Raw genomic sequence first — 16,789 nt, 5'->3', positions numbered from 1 at the left:
GGAGCGGGCATGGAAACCCTGATCGAAGCCACCGGCCTGCATGCCTGGTACGGCAGCAGCCACGTGCTGCGCGGTGTCGATTTCACCCTGGCGCGCGGCGAAACCGTGGGCCTGCTCGGCCGCAACGGCATGGGCAAGTCCACCCTGATCCGCAGCCTGCTGGGCCACGTGCGCCAGCGCGAGGGGCGCATCGTCGTGCGCGGGCGCGACCTCTCGCGCGGCCAGCCTCATGAGGTGGCCCGGCTGGGGATCGCCTATGTGCCCGAAGGACGCGGCATCTTTCCCAATCTCACGGTGAAAGAAAACCTGGTGATGGCCGCAAGAGCCGGCCTGCAGGGCCAGCGCGACTGGAGCCTCGAGCGCATCTTGAGCACCTTCCCGCGGCTGGCCGAGCGCCTGGATCATCTGGGCTCCCAGCTCTCCGGCGGGGAGCAGCAAATGCTGTCCATCGGCCGCGCACTGATGACCAACCCCGACGCCATCATCCTCGACGAGGCCACCGAAGGCCTGGCCCCGCTGATCGTCACCGAAATCTGGCGCGTGATCGGCGAAATCCGCGCCTGCGGGCTGGCCACCCTGGTGGTGGACCGCAACTATCGCACCGTGATGGCCCACTCCGATCGCCTGGTGGTGCTGGAAAAAGGCCGGGTGGTGCTCGCCGGCGCCAGCGAAGATCTGCAGCAGCGCCCGGCCGAACTGGGGCGCTACCTGGGGGTCTGAGCCCCCTGTGGTTCAGCGCACGAAGCGCCCTTCGTGTGTCACCTGCACCAGTTCCACGAAGCGCGAGCCGGTGGACTGGCTGCCCGTGAAATCCACGTCCATGCCCGCTATGCGCATGCGCAACCCGCGCAGCGTGGCATGCAGGCGGGAGCGCGTGAGGTCGCGCCCGGTACGGCGCAGGGCTTCGATCAGCACCCGCGCGTTGAGGAAGCCCTCCAGGCTGTTGTAGCCCACGGCCACCTTCGCCTTGTCGGCCGCCTGGCGATACTCGCGTAGGGCGGGCTCCACTTCACCCCAGGGATAGGGCATCACCTGGGAAATCGCCAGGCCCCGGCTGCGGCGACCGAGCACCTTGGCCGTGACCTCGCCGGCCACGATGGACATGCCATAGAAGGACGTGCCGCTGCTTTGGGCCCAGGTGGCCTTCATCAGCTCACCCGGTAGGGCGCCGGCCAGGTACATGATCACCGCCTGAGGCTGGCGCTCAGCCAGGATGCGCGCCGCCTCGGCCACGTTGCTGCCGTCGCCCTTGACCGGAGCGCTTACATGCGGCTCCAGACCGTGGACTTTCAGCGCGGCCTGGATGTGTCCATAGGCCTCATGCCCTCCGGCCACATCCAGATAGGCCGCACCGATGCGGCGGATGCCGATCGTGGTCAGGTGTTGCACCAGCACCTGCGCCTCGCGCCCGGTGGTGGCTCGCACGAAGAAGGCCGAGCCGGCCGCCTTCTCACGCGCCGAGTCAGCCACGGCATAGGCCCCGACCAGGGGTGCGCCACTGTCCTTGAGCAGAGGCGCCACGGCTGCGGTGGTGCCCGACCCCACATTGCCGAAGAAGGCGAAGACCTTGTGCTCGTCGAGCAGGCGGCGGCAGTTCGCAACGGCGAGATCCGGCTTGAGCTCATCGTCGAGCGTCACCAGCTTCAAGCGACGGCCGGCCACGCCCCCGCCGGCATTGATCTCGTCGAAGGCCATCTGCGCCCCGCCCAGGAAGGCCTTGACGGGCACGCCGAGAGGGCCGCTGTGGATGCCGCTTTGGCCCAGCACGATCTCGCCATCACTCACACCGGGCTCGGCCGCCCTCAGTACGGCGGGCATGGCGCTCCATGCTGCCGCCCCAGCCAGAAAGACGCGTCGCTGCACAATGCTCCTCTCCTCGGCTGCCGCGGATCTCAGGATTCGGCCGTGAAGCCGATCTTCTTCACCAGCGGACCCCAGCGTTCGAACTCCTGCTTCTGACTGGCGGCCATCTCCTGCGGCGTGGACCCCTGGGCGATCAGGCCCACGATGCCCAGGGCATCGATGACGGACTGGTCCTTCAGGGCCTGATTGATGGCCGCATTCGCGGCCGCCACCACGGCCGCCGGGGTGCGCGCCGGAGCGTAGAAGCCAAACCATTCTTCCACCGTCAGTTCGGGGAAGCCTTGCTCGGCGAAGGTGGGCACGTCGGGCAGGAAGGGCGAGCGGCGGCTGCCCGAGGTGGCCAGCACGCGCAGCTTGCCGGCTCGATGATGCGCGATGAAATCGCCGCTGGGCGTCACCATCGAAGCGATCTGCCCGCCCACCACGTCGGTGACCCCAGGCACCGAGCCTCGGTAGGGCACATGCTTGAGATCCACCCCGTTGTTCAGCCCCAGCAGTGCACCGATGAAATGCGGAGTGGAGCCGGCGGCCGGCGAGCCGTAGTTCGCATCCTTGGGATGGGCCTTGGCCCAGGCCAGATAGTCCTTCACGCTCTTGACGCTGGCCGGCACCAGCGGGCCCACCGCCAGGCCATGGAACATCAGTGCTGCGATCGACACCGGCAAGAAGTCATTCACCGGGTCATAGCCGAGCCGGGTGTAGATGTGCGGGTACACCGAAGTGGCCGAGAAAGGCGACAGGCACAGGGTGGCGCCGTCCGGTGTGGCCTGCCTGAGCGCCTCCAGCGCGATGCGCCCGCCAGCGCCGGCCTTGTTCTCGACGATGGCTTGATTCCTTGCATACGGCGTCCCGGCGATGCGCTCGGCGATGCGGCGCGCCACGATATCGCCCGAGCTGCCCGGCGGGAAGCCGTAGAGGAACTTAGGCTGCTCCACGGGCTGGGCCTGGGTCTGCCCGAGCAGCCCCAGCGCGGCGGCGCCCATCGAAGCCTGTACAAACTGACGTCGTGTGATCATGGTCTGTCTCCTCTTTTGGGTGGGTGATGAATATCAAGCGTCTGGGTTCTCGATCAGCAGGGCCATGCCCTGCCCTCCGCCCACGCAGGCCGAGGCGATCCCGTGGCGTGCACCGATGGCCCGAAGCTGGCGCGCCACCGTCACGGCCAGCCGCACCCCAGTGGCAGCCAGCGGATGTCCCAACGCAATGGCACCGCCGTGCACATTGAGCCGCTCGAGGTCGAGGTCGAGTTCGCGCTGCACGGCCAGGGCCTGCGCTGCCTGGGCCTCGTTGACCTCGACGCGTGCGATGTCATGCACATGCAAGCCCCGGCATTCGAGCAGCAGGCGGATGGCCGGGGCCGGGCCGATGCCCATGATCTCGGGCGGCACGCCCACCACAGCGGCAGCTGCGATGCGGCCCAGCGGTCGACGCCCTTGCAGCGCCGGACCCGACGTCACTACAGCAGCGGCGGCGGCATCGGTCAGCGCCGAGCTGTTCCCGGCGGTTTGAACGCCACCGGGATAGATCGTACGTAACCGGGCCAGCACCTGAGGCGGCGAGCGGCGCGGATGCGTGTCGCGATCGATCACCGCCGCCTCCCCCTGCAGCCGGATGCCGCGAGGTAGGCAACCCTCCCGTTCAAAGCGTTCGTGCGTGACGCTCACGATCTCTCCGGCGAGCCAGCCGCTTTCCTGAGCGGCGACGGCACGCCCGAAGGAACGGGAGGCGAAGGCGTCGACCTCCTCACGCGTGATGCCGTAGCGTCGAGCGAGGTTCTCGGCCGTCTGGATCATCGAGGCCCCCACGGCCGTGTCGTTGAGCGACTCCCACAGCGTGTCCTTGAAGCCCAGCGGAGCGCCCAGGCGGAAGCCCTGGCGGTGCTCGAAGGCCGAGATGGGATGGCGCGTCATCGACTCGGTGCCCACCACCAGCACGGTCGAGGCCACCCCGGCACTGATCTGCTCGGCGGCTTGGCGGAAGAGCTCGAAGCCCGTGCCGCAGATGCGCTGCACCAGCAGGGCCGGCACCTCGATCGGCACTCCTGCATACAGCCCGACGTGACGTGGCAGGAAGAAGTGATCGGCATCGCCCGGAGCAACGTTGCCCACCAACACGCTGTCCACCGCGTCGCCCGCCACGCCGGTGCGTGCCAGCACCTCGCGCGCCACCTTGATGCCCAGGTCGGTGGGCGAGACGCCGGCGAAGGCGCCGCAATAGTCCACCAGCGGCGTGCGCAGTCCGTCGAGCAGCCAGACATCGTCGAAGCATTGATACAGGCCGCGGCTCATAACTTCGACACCTTTGCGGCGCGCTTGTCCAGGAAGGCGCGCACACGCTCCTTGGCCGCCTCGTCGCCTTGAGCGATGGCCGACATCAGGGCCTCGACGAACAGGCCTTCGGCCTGCGGCAGCTCGGCGATGCGAGGCAGCGCCTGCATCACGGCATAGTTCGACAATGGGGCATTGGAAGCCACCTTCTCGGCCAGTGCAAAAGCCCGCGCCAACCCCTCACCCTCGCCCACCAGGTAGTGCGACAGGCCGGCCGCCTGGGCTTCCTCGGCATCGAGCACCCGGCCTGTGAGCATCAGGTCCGTCATGCGGGCCACACCCATCAGGCGCGGGATGCGCGCCGATCCGCCGCCACCCACGAAGATGCCGCGTTGCCCCTCGGGCAATGCATAGAAGGTACTGCACTCGGCCACGCGCAGATGGGCCGCGCTGGCCAGTTCCAATCCACCACCCACCACCGCCCCGTGCAGCACTGCGATCACCGGCACGCGGCCAAACTGGATCTGGTCGAAGACTGCATGCCAGCGGCGGGAGTGCGCGATGCCTTCGGCCACGCTGCGCTCGCTCAGATCCGACAGGTCCAGCCCCGCGCAGAAATGCTCGCCGTCGCCACTGATCACCGCCACACGGGTCGAATCCGGCAGGTGCAGGAAGGCAGTGTGCAGTTGCGCGATCAGCTCGTCGTTGAGGGCATTGCGCTTGGCCGGCCGCATCAGGCGCAGATGCACCACTGGCCCAGCCCGTTCGATGTGCAGCAGGGAGAGGTCCGCCAGCAAGCCCCCGGCAGAATGAAATTGCAGGTTCATGAGTCGTTCTTTGCAGGAGCCAGGATGACTCGGGGGTCGCAGGGCGAGGCGTAGAGGGCCTGCACCTGTGCCGAGCGCCTATGCAGGACCGCTCGCTGGTTGACGTACCCCTTGTCGGTGATTTCGCCCGCATCGGGGTCGGGTGGCTCGTCCAGCCACATCGCACGCACTGGCGTCTGGGACGATCCACCCCCCTGAGCACGCAGCGACGCCAACGCCTCTTGCACACGCAGAGCGAGCTGCCCGGCCGGCACATCCCTGGCCGCCGGGCTCGGAAAGAGGAGCGCTCCGACCTCGTCGCGGTCGTGCCCCGTGATCACCGCATCCTGCGCATAGGGGGCCAGCGCCGACAGGAGTCTCACTCGCAGCGTGCCCACCGACACCCAGGTGCCTGTGGTGAGCTTGAAGTCCTCGGCCACGCGGCCGTTGAAGACCACGCCACGCTCGGGATGCTGCGGGTCGAGCAGGAAACCGGCATCGCCGATTCGGTAGTAGCCTTCCTCGTCGAAGGCCTGTGCGGTGAGCTCGGGCGCATTACGGTAGCCTGGGAAGACCGACGCGCCGCGCACGCGCATCTCGAGCTTCTCGCCGTTGGGCACGAACTTGAGCTCCGCCCCCGGCAGCGGCAGTCCGATGACGCCGGCGCGGTCGAGCTTCCAGTGGGCAGTGGTGACTGCCGGCGCGGTCTCGGTCGACCCCCAGGAGGTGGTGAACCACACCGGCTCGCGACGCACCCGTGCTGCCACCTTCTCCAACCGTTCCCAGGTTGCCTGCGGCAAGGCCGCTCCCGCGTAGAACACCATGCGCAGGCGGGCGAAGAACTCGTGCGCCAGAGCCTCGTCGGCCTCCAGGTGAGGCAGCAGCATGTCGAAGCCGCGCGGCACGTTGAAGTACAGCGTGGGCTGGACCTCGCGCAGGTTGCGCACGGACTTCTCGATCCCTCCAGGGACAGGCCGGCCTTCGTCGATGTAAAGCGTGCCACCGTTGCGCAGCACCAAGTTGAAGTTGTGGTTGCCTCCGAAGGTGTGGCTCCAGGGCAGCCAGTCCAGCACCACCGGCTTCTCGCGTTCCAGGAAGCGCCAGGCCTGCGCGATCATCTGCTGGTTGGCGCACAGCATGCGATGGGTGTTGATCACCACCTTGGGCTGGCCGGTCGAGCCCGAGGTCAGCAGGTACTTCGCATGGGTGTCGGGCGTGATCGCCTCGAAGGCCCGACGCACCGCGCCGGTTTCGCGCCCCTGCAGTAGCCGCTCGAAGGTCAGCGCGCCCGGATGGGCCTGTGCCCCCGAACTGAACACCGCCAAGGTGTCCACCTCGGCAGCCCGCATGGCTTGACCATACACTTCTGCACTGGAAGCATAGACCAAGGATGGCCCGAGACTGCGCAGGATGCTGGCAATCCTGGCGTGGTCCTTCGCCAGCCGGGAGTAGGCGCTGGAGACCGTGCACACCGGCCGGCCGACGTGCAGGGCGGCCAGCATCAGCAGGGCATGCTCCAGGCCATTGTCCGACAGCACCACCACCGGGGCGTCGGCCGGCAACTCCATGTCCAGCAGGCTCTGGCCGATGGCCCCCACGGCCTGCCGGACCTGGGCATAGCTCAGGCGTCTCCACTGCCCGTCGGCTCCCCGTTCGGCCAGGGCCAAGGCCTCGGGCGTGGCCACAGCCCAGTGCTCCAGCCACTCCCCGACGCAGCGGGCATGGGGTTGCAAGGGTTCTGGCGAGCGCAGCACGAAGCCGCCGCCGGGCAGGTCCCGCCTGACCACGCGGGGCGGGGCCACGACACTCGGATCGTCAAAGAAACCGGGGGCCATCTCGTCTCCTGGGTCGAACCGTGCAGGCACTGCATCGGCGCCCGCATCATCAACATGCACATACACATGTGTATTGAGATGATATTAGGGCTTGATGTGAGATAGGAAATCCGGACTTTCACCAAAGCACATGCGTTGGTGCATGGGCCAGATAGTGGACAATTGCGGGGATCGATCCCCTCAACCCGCCATGACCGAATCTTTGCCCACCGCATCCACCCGGCCCCGACGCCGTACGGCCGAAGCGCCACGAACCTCCCTCACACCCGAAAGCTGGATCGAGGCGGCCACCGAACTGCTGGTGGACCAGGGGGTAGACAACGTGCGTGTGGACGTGCTGGCGAAGCTCCTAGGCGTGACGCGTGGGAGCTTCTACTGGCACTTCAAGGACCGCGAGGATCTCCTGATGAGCGTGCTCAAGGCCTGGCGTGATGCCGCCACCGAGCAGCTGATCGATCGCTTCGAGCGCAAGCACGTGGAGCCACGTGCACTGATCACCGAGCTGATGTCCCTGCCCTTCCGCGGGCCTTCGGCCCGCCGTGCCGCTCGCATCGAGCTGGCCATCCGTGCATGGGCGCGGCATGACGAGACGGCGCGCCAGGCGCTCGACGAGGTGGATTCGCGCCGCATCGCCTACATCGCGCAATGTTTCTCGGCGCTGGGCTTTTCCATCCCCGAGGCACGGGCAAGAGGTTTTGCGCTGTACGCCTGGGAAGTGGGTGAATCGATGCTGATCCGTCAGGATGGCGAGGCCCAGAAGGCCCAGCGCGCCGCCTTGCTGGAATGCCTGCTTCTCATGCCGCAGCCAGCCTCGGCAGACCCAACCCTGCAAGCCCCATCGCCGCAGCACATGTCGCGCTGAATCGACCCCTCGAGGGGCACACCGGCTGCTCACAGCCTCGCGCTGATGGCGAGGCTCGCAAAGGACAAGGGCCTGATCCCTTCTGATGGATCAGGCCCTTGAGGAGCTGGCGCGGCTGGCAGGATTCGAACCCACGACCCCTTGGTTCGTAGCCAAGTACTCTATCCAACTGAGCTACAGCCGCGAAGAACGAAACTATAACACGTTTTTTGCGTTTGTCATCACTCGATGCGTGCCGCGCGCCGATAGCAGGTGCGCGCCCGTTCGAGGTCCTCGTCCTGCTCGGCCATCTCGGCCAGATGGCGCCAAGCGCTGCGCCGCTGCGGTGCCGGCAGCGCGGGGTCATCGGCGCAGCGCTCGAGCTGCTGGCGCGCCTTGCCCCACAGCTGCAACTGGGCCAGTGCGCGGCCCAACGCATAGGCGAGCTCGGGGCGCGTGGGATGGGCGTGTGTCGCGGCCTCCAGGCGAGGCAGCCAGTCAGTGCCCAGGCCTTCGAGCGAGCGCACGAAGGCCTCGGCCAGCGCCTGCCACTCCTCGGCGCTGCGGCCCTGCGGCGCGTCCCAGAAAAGCTGGAGCATCGCCCACGCCTGGTCAACACGTCCGTGACCGGCCATGGCTGTGGCGGCACGCGCCGCCACGAAGGCATCGCGGCGGTCGTTGGCGTCGAGCTGTTCCCACACCCGCTGGAGCTGGTCGGCATCGCGTGCGGTGTCCAGAGCCTCCATCGCCAGCGAACGCAGCAGGCCCTGCGCCGCCACCTGCGAGAAGCCCTGGTGCTTGGCCAGCAACCGGGCCGTGCGCAGGGCATCGAGCGGCTGGCGCGCCAGGCGTGCGGCCTGCAGCTTCAGGCGCAAGGCCTGGGTGCGCCGCGCCAGGCCCGGCGGCAGCTCGGCCAGCAGCTCCAGGGCCCGCTCGGCGTCACGATCTTCCAGCGCCCATTCCGCAGCCATCAGGCGCACGCCCTCGTCGGCGGCCCGGCCGTTGCCGCCGGCCGCCGGCGTGGCCAGGGCCTGCCTCAGCAGTTCGTCGCGGCCCGCTCGGTCCTGCAGGCGGTGCAGGCTGCCCGCGGCGAGCAGCCGCGCGAGCGTGATGAACTCGGCATCGGAGCGCAGCTCGGGCGTGGCGCCCTGAATGGTCAGGGCGCGCTGCGCCGCCTTGTGGGCGCGGCTGTAGCGGGCGCCGAAGTACAGCGCCAGGGCCTCGCGCAAGGCCTGCTGGGCGTAGTGGTCGCGTCGTGCAATGCGCCACTCGCGCGCGCGGCGCGGCAGGCCGATCAAGGTGTGCAGGGTCTGCAAGGCGAGGTACAAGCCTGCGCACAGCAGCAACAGCAGCAGCACGAAGAAGTTGAAGGACAGGTCCAGCCGCCACGGGGCCCAGTAGAGCGTGACGACGGCATCGTTGCGCCCGAATACGCCCGCGGCCACCACCGCGAGCACGAAGAGCAGGAGGATCCAGATGACGTTGCGCATGGCCGGGCGTTTTCCGCTCAGCGTGTGGCCAGCACGGCCTGCAAGGCCGCGAGCGTCTCGTCGGGACGCGGCAACTGGCTCGCTCGGGCCTGGGCCTGCACCTGGCGCAGCGTGTCGGCCACCTGCATGACCCGACGCGAGCGCGGATCGAAATAGCGCTCGAGGGCCTGCTGGGCCTGCCGCATGTCGGCCTGCACCGTCTCGAACTGCCGGCTCAGCAAGGCCAGACGGGCGTTGAGCAGCCGCAGCTTGAGGTTCTCGCGCAGGAAGAAGGCCTGTTCGGGCGCGATCAGCATGGCCTCGGGCTGGTCGATGCGGGTCACGCGCACGAGGGAGCGCAGCTCGCTCCACACTCGGGCTGCGAGGTCACGGCCGCGGGCCGACCAGTCCTCGGCAGCCTGGCTGGCCGACGGTGCGGACTGCGACGCCCGTGCGGCCACCCCCGTGCCGGGGCTGGACAGCAAAGGCAGTTCGTCGGCCAGACGCGCGGCCTCGTCGAGCCGCCCCACCAGCGAAGGCACATCGGCCACGGCCACGGCGCGGGCGCGCTCCACATCCTGGACGATGGCACGGCGCACGCGCTCCAGCCGCGGCTGGTTCAAGCGCTGGAGACGTTCGTCGGCGCTGCGCAAGGCCGCCAGCAGGGGCTCGGCGCTGCCGGTGATGGCCGAGTGCTGCACGGCCACGCGCAGGGCGGCCTCGATCTCCACGAGCACGTTCTCGTCCCGCGAGCGCGACAGGGCCTGCAGCAGTTCGTCGAGCTGGTCGCGCTGCAGCGCCACCTCGGCCAGGCGCGCCTCCAGCACGGAGGCCTTGGCCAGCGCCTCGCGCGCGGCGTCTTGCGCCTGCCGGGCCAGGGCCCGGGCTTCCGTGGCAAGGTCCTGGCTGTCCTGCTGGCGGCGCACGAGTTCGCGCTCCAGGCCCTGGACCTGCTGCTGCGCCTGGTAGGCCAGCGTGAGGCCCACGACGGCCAGCAACAGCAAGCCGACCACAGCGACCCACCACAGGGAACGGCTGGCCGCCTGCGGTGCGGACGGGCCGCTGGCCGCAGCAACCTGCGCAGCGGGCGCAGCCGCGCGCTCTGACGAGGGTTCGGGGGAGGTCGGCGAGGGGGTGGGAGAAGTGGTGTCGCTCACGGTGAAGGCCATTGTATCGAGCACCTATGGTGCATCGCGCCTGCACGCCCAGGCCGCGGCCACGGCGTCGGGGGCCGGGTGCGAGGCCAGCACCCTGCGCAAGCCCAGGGCCCGGGCGCGCTGGCCGATGCGAGGATGGGTGACGATGGCCGTCTGCTGCGCCCAGTCGGGCCGCAGCCCCTGGGCCTGTGCCAGGCTCACCAGATGGTCGATGGACTGGGAGCTGCTGAAAAGCCACACCGCCTCGCCGGGCGTCTCCAGCACCTCGTGCAGCAGCGTCGTGTCGGCTGGGTCCAGCACCGGCAGGCCACGCCGGTAGGCGCCGAGGAAGTCGACCGCCGCGCCGGCTTCGGTCAGGCGCTCGGCCAGCCAGGGCCGCCCGCCCTCACCGCGCACGATGAGCACGCGACGCCCCGCCCAGGGCTCGCCGCGCAGCACGGCCCACAGCGCTTCGGAGTCGAGCTGCTCGGCATCGTCGGCCGGCCGCAAACGCAGCGCCTCGGGCACGCCGGCGCGCGCCAGCGCGGCATCGGTGCCCGGGCCGGGCGTGGCCACCCGCACACCGTCCGGCCAGCGCGCCCCGACGGGGGCCTGGGCAAAAAACTGCTCAACAGCGCTGGGACTGACGAAGACGACCAGATCGCGGCCAGGCAGCTCGGCCCAGGCCCGGGACACTGCACGCGCGTCGGCCGGCGCAGCGATCGCGATCAGCGGCAGGGCCCTTGCCGGCACGCCCAGCGCCTGCAGCCGCTCGACCCACTGACCGGCCTGCGCCGCCGGGCGGGTGACGAGCAGCCAAGGGGGGGGCGCCACCATCCTCAGGCACCCGAGGCCAGGCGGGCCAGCACGGCCTCGGCCCCGAGCTCGCGCAAGCGCCCGGCCGCCTGCACACCCAATCGCGTGGCCGCCTCGGTGTCGGCGACCGCTGCGGCGCAGCGCACCTGCAGCAGGCCCACCGGCTCGGCGTCCGGGTCGCCCAGGGCAGCGTGCAGCACGAGCTCCCCGCCCTGCCACACCGCATGGGCGGCCAGCGGCACGCTGCAACTGCCGCCCAAGGCGCGCGAGACGGCACGCTCGGCATGCACCGCCAGCCAGGTGGGACGGTGCACGAGCGTGGCCAGCGCGTCGCGCAGTTCGTGCTGATCGGCCCGGATCTCCAGGCCCAGGGCGCCCTGCCCCGCCGCCGGCAGCATCTCCTCGGGCTCGAAGACCGTACGGATACGCCCGGACAAGCCCAGGCGCTTCAGACCGGCTGCGGCCAGCACGATGGCGTCGTACTGCCCCTCGTCGAGCTTGCGCAGCCGGGTGTCGAGATTGCCGCGCAAGGGCTCGATGCGCAGGTCGGGCCGGCGCGCACGCAACTGCACCAGGCGGCGCAGGCTGGAGGTGCCCACCACCGCCCCCGCCGGCAGGCTGGCCAGGTCGGCATGCCGCGGCGAGACGAAGGCATCACGCGGGTCCTCGCGCTCGAGCACGGCAGCCAGCACGAAGCCTTCGGGCAGCTCCATCGGAACGTCCTTGAGCGAGTGCACGGCCAGGTGGGCGCGACCTTCTTCGAGCGCCACTTCCAGCTCTTTCACGAACAGGCCCTTGCCACCCACCTTGGACAGGGTGCGGTCGAGGATCTGGTCGCCGCGCGTGGTCATGCCCAGCAACCCGACGCGATGGCCGAAACGCTGTTCGAGCAGGGCCTGCACATGCCGCGCCTGCCACAGGGCCAGGCGGCTTTCGCGGGTGGCGATGACCCAGCGGGCGTTCACCGAAACGGGGCCGGAGGAGGAAGAGTCGGACGTGATCATGACCGCATGCTACCCGAGGGGCCGGACGGCTCCGGACGGTGCGATGCCCGCCCGGGGCCGCGACGGTGCTACCATCCCAGGCTTGTAATTTTGTTACCACCGCCAGCCGCTCCGAGGTACCCATGCCCGCCGCCCGCACCGCACCCGCCCGGCCCCGCGCGAAGCGCATCGAGGCCGATGCCGCCGAGAAGAACCGTCCGCTGGTCGAGGACATCCGGCTGCTGGGTCGCATCCTGGGCGATGTGATTCGCGAGCAGGAAGGGCGTGAGGCCTTCGAGCTGATCGAGCGGATTCGTCAGCTCTCGGTGGCCTACCGGCTCAAGCGCGATGCCCAGGCCGGCCGTGCGTTGGACCGGCTGCTGAAGAACCTGAGCAGCGACCAGACGGTGTCGGTGATCCGCGCGTTCAGCTACTTCTCGCATCTGGCCAACATCGCCGAGGACCGCCATCACGTGCGCCGGCGCGAGCACCACGAGCGCCAGGGCCATGTGCAGGAAGGCTCGCTCGCCTACAGCTTCGAGCGCCTGGCCGAAGGCGGCGTGCGCGCCGACGACATCGCGCGCACGCTGCAGCGCGCCTACATCTCCCCGGTGCTCACGGCCCACCCCACCGAGGTGCAGCGCAAGTCCATCCTGGACGCCGAGCGCGCCATCGCCGAGCTGATCCACCAGCGCGACGAGCTGCACACCCAGCGCGAGCTGGACGACAACGAGGCCCAGATCCGCGCGCGCGTGACGCAGCTGTGGCAAACGCGCATGCTGCGCTACACCAAGCTCACGGTGGCCAACGAGATCGAGAACGCGCTGAGCTATTACCACACCACCTTCCTGCGGCAGATCCCGCGCCTGTACCGCAGCCTGGAGCGTGCCCTGCCCGGGTTCGACATCGCGCCCTTCTTCCGCATGGGCAACTGGATCGGCGGTGACCGCGACGGCAATCCCAACGTCACCGCCGCGACGCTGGAGTTCGCGCTGCGCCAGCAGGCCGAGACGGCCCTGCGCTACTACCTCACCGAGGTGCATGCGCTGGGGGCCGAGCTGTCGGTCTCGGCGATGCTGGTGGACGTGACGCCCGCGCTGGCGGCGCTGGCCGAGCGTTCTCCCGACACCAACGAACATCGCCGCGACGAGCCCTACCGGCGCGCGCTGATCGGCATGTATGCACGTCTGGCGGCCACGCTGTCGCACCTCACCGGCACCGAGGCGCTGCGCCACGCGGTGGCGCCGTCCACGCCCTACGCCGACGCCGGCGAGTTCCTGGCCGACCTGCGCATCATCGACGACTCGCTGGCGCACCACCACGGCACGGCCCTGGCCGAGGTGCGCCTGCGCCCGCTGATCCGCGCCGTGCAGGTGTTCGGCTTTCACCTGGCCACGGTGGACCTGCGGCAGAGCTCGGACAAGCACGAGGCCGTGGTGGCCGAACTGCTGGCGTGCGCGCGGGTGGAGTCGGGCTATGCGCACCTTCACGAGATCCACAAGATCGAACTGCTCGTCCAGCAGTTGCGCGACCCGCGGCCGCTGCGCGTGCGCGGGGCCACCTACAGCGAGCACACCGAATCCGAGCTGGCCATCTTCGAGACGGCCCGGGTGATGCGCGAGCGCTTCGGCCCCGAGGCGATCCGGCACTACATCATCAGCCACACCGAGACGGTGAGCGACCTGCTGGAGGTGCTGCTGCTGCAAAAAGAGGCCGGGCTGATGCGCGGCACCCTGGGCGAGGACGCCGTGGCCGACCTGATCGTCGTGCCGCTGTTCGAGACCATCGGCGACCTGCGCCAGGCCGGCCCCATCATGCGCACCTTCTATGCGCTGCCCGGTGTGCTCGACCTGGTCAAGCGCAGCGGCGGCGAGCAAGACATCATGCTCGGCTACAGCGACAGCAACAAGGACGGCGGCTACTTCACCAGCAACTGGGAGCTCTACCGCGCCGAGATCGAGCTGGTGGAGCACTTCAACCGCCTCCAGGCCGAGCATGGCATCACGCTGCGACTCTTCCACGGCCGTGGCGGCACGGTGGGCCGCGGCGGCGGTCCGAGCTACCAGGCCATCCTGGCTCAGCCCCCGGGCACGGTCAACGGCCAGATCCGCCTGACCGAGCAAGGCGAGGTGATCGCCTCGAAGTACGCCAACCCCGAGATCGGCCTGCGCAACCTCGAGACGCTGGTGGCCGCCACGCTGGAGGCCACGCTGCTGCACCCCACCAAGAGCGCGCCGAAAGCCTTCCTGGAGGCCGCACAGGCCTTGTCGGAGGCCAGCATGAAGGCCTACCGCAAGCTGGTCTATGAGACGCCGGGCTTCACCGACTACTTCTTCGCGGCCACGCCCATCCGCGAAATCGCGGAACTGAACATCGGCTCGCGCCCGGCCTCGCGCAAGGCCACGCGCGCGATCGAGGATCTGCGCGCCATCCCCTGGGGCTTCTCGTGGGGCCAGTGTCGTGTGGCGCTGCCGGGCTGGTATGGCTTCGGCTCGGCCATCGATGCCTACCTGGGCCAGGGCGCGCAGCGCAAGGAGCGGCTCGCCCTGCTGACGCGCATGCACCGCCAGTGGCCCTTCTTCCGCACGCTGCTGTCGAACATGGACATGGTGCTGGCCAAAACCGACCTGGCCGTGGCCTCGCGTTACGTGGAGCTGGTGGAGGACAAACGCCTGGGACGCCGCATCTTCAAGGCCATCGAGGCCGAATGGCAGCGCACGCACGAGGCCCTGTCGCTGATCACCGGTGAGAAGCAGCGCCTGGCCTCCAACCCGGCGCTGGCGCGCTCCATCGAGCACCGCTTCCCTTACCTCGACCCCATCAACCACCTGCAGGTGGAGCTGATGCGCCGCTACCGGCTGCAGAAGGACGCTGGCGAGGTGCACGAGCGCGTGCAACGCGGCATCCACATCTCGATCAACGGGATCGCCGCCGGTCTGCGCAACACGGGCTGAGCCCGTGAGGCTCAGCCGCCTTTGTTGCGCATCCAGTCGGCGGTGTTGAAGAAGGCTTCGCGCAGACGGTGCACCAGGGCCGGGTCGAGCTGCAGTTCCTGCATGGCCTGGTCCATGCAGGCCAGCCACTGGTCGCGCTCCCTGATCCCGATGGGAAACGGCAGGTGACGCGCGCGCAGGCGCGGGTGGCCGAAGCGCTCGACGTAATGCTGCGGCCCGCCCAGCCAGCCGCACAGGAACCAGAACAGCTTGTCGCGCGAGCCCTCCAGCGTCGTGGGGTGCAACGCGCGCAGCTCGGCGTAGGCGGGCTCGAGGTCCATCAGGTCGTAGAAGCGGTCCACCAGGGCACGCACGGCCGCTTCGCCGCCCACCCACTCGTAGGCGGTGTCGGGTTGCGTGGCTGGATCGGTGGGATTCGGGGTCATCGGGTCTCTACTTCACGTATCCCCAGGCCTTCAGGCGGCTGGCGGAGTATTGGGCCGCCTGCCCCTGCGCCCCCAGGCGCAGGAAGGCGTGGTACTGGCGCGCGGCGGCCTCGCGCTCGCCCAGGCCCTCCAGGGCCACGCCGCGCAGGAAGGTCACACCCGGGTCGCCGGGCAGCAGGCGATCGAAGGCCAGCAACTCGGCATGGGCCCTGCCCGGATCGCCTTGCGCCAGGGCCAGCACCCCGGTGAGTTTGCGGGCCTGAGCCTCCTGCGGGTAAAGGGTCTTGGCCGCCTCGGCATAGCGCAGCGCGTCGCGATGGCGGCCCTGGGCCTGCAGGCACTGGGCCATGCGCAAATTGGCCGCGTAGTCCTGCGGCGTGAGCGTCAGCGCCCGGGTAAAGGCCGAGGCCGCGTCGTCGTAGGACTTGCGCGCCATCGCCGTCTCGCCGCGCTGGCAGGCCTCGATGGTGGGCTTCAGGCGTCGCAGCGAGGCCGTCTGGTCCATGTAGCGCTCACGCTGCACCGGCCGCGAGGCGCTGGCGCCATAGCGCTCCTGCGCGAGGCGGCGCGCGGTGTCGCGCCGTTCGGTGCTCATCGGATGGGAGGCGAACATGGTCTGCAACAAGCTGGGGCGGGCCTTGTCCTGGTCCACCAGGATCTGGTGCAGTGCCGTCATGCCGCCGGCCGGGTAGCCGGCGCGCACCATGTACTCCTGGCCCAGGGCGTCGGCCTCGCGCTCGTTGTCGCGGGAATAGCCGGCCAATAAAGCGCTGGCGCCGATCTGGCTGCCCAGGCCCACGAGAGCGCCCCATTGCGAATTGGAGGCGGCGACGTTGAGGCCCGCCACCACTGATTGCGCGATCAGGGCCTGGCCCTGGCGCTGCGCGGCGTGGCGGGCGTTCACATGCCCCATCTCGTGCCCCAGCAGCGCGGCCAGTTGGGCCTCGTCGTCCATCTCGACGAGGATGCCGCGCGTCACGCCCATGGCCCCGGCCGGGAAGGTGTAGGCATTGACATGGTTGGCATTGAGCACGCGGTATGAATAGGGCATCTGAGGCCGATGGGTGTGGGTCTGCAGGCTGCGGCCCACCGACACCACGTAGTCGTTGACGGCGGCATCCTGCACCGGCCCGAGGTCCTGCGAGAACTGGTGGGGCGAGACCTGGGCATCGACCTGGCGTTCCTGGGCCTCGCTCATGCCCACCACGATGGACTTGCCGGTGACGGGCGAGGTGGCGCAGCCCTGCAGCCAGGGGGCCGCCACGACCCCCGTGCTCGCGCCCAGGAGCCACAAGGCATCACGGCGACTCAGGCGGTTGCGGGCCAGGCGCTGGGCAAGGGCGTGGGCATTCATGGGCGTCCTTTCGGGTGTCGAAGGGACACCCATTGTAGAA

Annotated in this window: 14 protein-coding genes and 1 tRNA gene; 3 read left to right on the top strand and 12 right to left on the bottom strand. The window is 69.5% G+C overall.

Annotated features, from left to right (window positions below; all coding sequences use genetic code 11):
* Positions 1-9 precede the first annotated feature (9 nt).
* Positions 10-720 (top strand): ABC transporter ATP-binding protein, encoded by a 711-nt coding sequence (locus tag ACK42S_RS00165; RefSeq protein WP_409702027.1) that lies wholly within the window; start codon positions 10-12, stop codon positions 718-720.
* Between the two features lie 12 nt (positions 721-732).
* Here ACK42S_RS00165 and ACK42S_RS00160 read toward each other — a convergent pair whose 3' ends face one another.
* From ACK42S_RS00160 to ACK42S_RS00140, 5 genes are all read right to left on the bottom strand, one after another.
* Positions 733-1,818 carry an ABC transporter substrate-binding protein gene (locus tag ACK42S_RS00160; RefSeq protein WP_409702025.1) on the bottom strand — a complete coding sequence of 362 codons (1,086 nt, stop codon included), beginning with the start codon at positions 1,816-1,818 and terminating at the stop codon, positions 733-735.
* A gap of 74 nt (positions 1,819-1,892) precedes the next feature.
* Positions 1,893-2,879, bottom strand: coding sequence for a Bug family tripartite tricarboxylate transporter substrate binding protein (locus tag ACK42S_RS00155; RefSeq protein ID WP_409702023.1), 987 nt, complete (start codon positions 2,877-2,879; stop codon positions 1,893-1,895).
* Positions 2,880-2,912: 33 nt separating this feature from the next.
* Complete coding sequence (locus ACK42S_RS00150; protein ID WP_409702021.1) at positions 2,913-4,151, bottom strand: thiolase family protein; 1,239 nt, start codon at positions 4,149-4,151, stop codon at positions 2,913-2,915.
* Positions 4,148-4,957: a crotonase/enoyl-CoA hydratase family protein gene (locus ACK42S_RS00145; protein ID WP_409702019.1), complete on the bottom strand. Its 810-nt coding sequence runs from the start codon at positions 4,955-4,957 to the stop codon at positions 4,148-4,150. The genes ACK42S_RS00150 and ACK42S_RS00145 overlap by 4 nt, the downstream gene beginning before the upstream one ends.
* The gene (locus ACK42S_RS00140) at positions 4,954-6,771 is read right to left on the bottom strand and encodes a feruloyl-CoA synthase (protein ID WP_409702017.1); all 1,818 of its coding nucleotides are present in this window, start codon (positions 6,769-6,771) and stop codon (positions 4,954-4,956) included. Before ACK42S_RS00140 ends, ACK42S_RS00145 begins: the two co-directional genes overlap by 4 nt.
* A 190-nt stretch (positions 6,772-6,961) precedes the next feature.
* Between ACK42S_RS00140 and ACK42S_RS00135 the strand changes: the two genes are divergently transcribed.
* Complete coding sequence (locus ACK42S_RS00135; RefSeq protein ID WP_409702015.1) at positions 6,962-7,633, top strand: TetR/AcrR family transcriptional regulator; 672 nt, start codon at positions 6,962-6,964, stop codon at positions 7,631-7,633.
* 107 nt (positions 7,634-7,740) lie between these two features.
* On the opposite strand, the gene ACK42S_RS00130 is transcribed toward ACK42S_RS00135, so the two are convergent.
* The 5 genes from ACK42S_RS00130 to hemC form a co-directional block, all read right to left on the bottom strand.
* A tRNA-Arg gene (locus ACK42S_RS00130) sits at positions 7,741-7,817 on the bottom strand.
* 37 nt (positions 7,818-7,854) lie between these two features.
* Positions 7,855-9,102: a heme biosynthesis HemY N-terminal domain-containing protein gene (locus ACK42S_RS00125; protein WP_409702013.1), complete on the bottom strand. Its 1,248-nt coding sequence runs from the start codon at positions 9,100-9,102 to the stop codon at positions 7,855-7,857.
* Between the two features lie 17 nt (positions 9,103-9,119).
* A complete protein-coding gene (locus ACK42S_RS00120; RefSeq protein ID WP_409702011.1) occupies positions 9,120-10,238 on the bottom strand; it encodes a uroporphyrinogen-III C-methyltransferase in 1,119 nt (372 codons plus the stop codon).
* 24 nt (positions 10,239-10,262) lie between these two features.
* Positions 10,263-11,054 (bottom strand): uroporphyrinogen-III synthase, encoded by a 792-nt coding sequence (locus ACK42S_RS00115; RefSeq protein ID WP_409702009.1) that lies wholly within the window; start codon positions 11,052-11,054, stop codon positions 10,263-10,265.
* Positions 11,055-11,056: 2 nt separating this feature from the next.
* On the bottom strand, positions 11,057-12,037 hold the full coding sequence (gene hemC / locus ACK42S_RS00110) for a hydroxymethylbilane synthase (RefSeq protein WP_409702007.1): 981 nt from the start codon (positions 12,035-12,037) through the stop codon (positions 11,057-11,059).
* Between the two features lie 122 nt (positions 12,038-12,159).
* On the opposite strand from hemC, the gene ppc reads away from it, so the two are divergent.
* A complete protein-coding gene (gene ppc, locus ACK42S_RS00105; protein ID WP_409702005.1) occupies positions 12,160-14,970 on the top strand; it encodes a phosphoenolpyruvate carboxylase in 2,811 nt (936 codons plus the stop codon).
* An 11-nt stretch (positions 14,971-14,981) separates the two neighbouring features.
* Here the strand turns inward: ppc and ACK42S_RS00100 are convergent, their stop codons facing one another.
* Positions 14,982-15,395, bottom strand: coding sequence for a group II truncated hemoglobin (locus ACK42S_RS00100; protein ID WP_409702003.1), 414 nt, complete (start codon positions 15,393-15,395; stop codon positions 14,982-14,984).
* Between the two features lie 7 nt (positions 15,396-15,402).
* On the bottom strand, positions 15,403-16,749 hold the full coding sequence (locus ACK42S_RS00095; protein WP_409702001.1) for a M48 family metalloprotease: 1,347 nt from the start codon (positions 16,747-16,749) through the stop codon (positions 15,403-15,405).
* Positions 16,750-16,789 lie beyond the last annotated feature (40 nt).

Origin of the sequence: Caldimonas sp. (genome assembly GCF_046289365.1) — a bacterium.
In the GTDB taxonomy this organism is placed as follows: Bacteria; Pseudomonadota; Gammaproteobacteria; order Burkholderiales; family Burkholderiaceae_C; genus Caldimonas.
The sequence above is the reverse complement of the archived record's forward strand: the minus strand, read 5'-3'. Positions and strand labels throughout refer to the sequence as shown.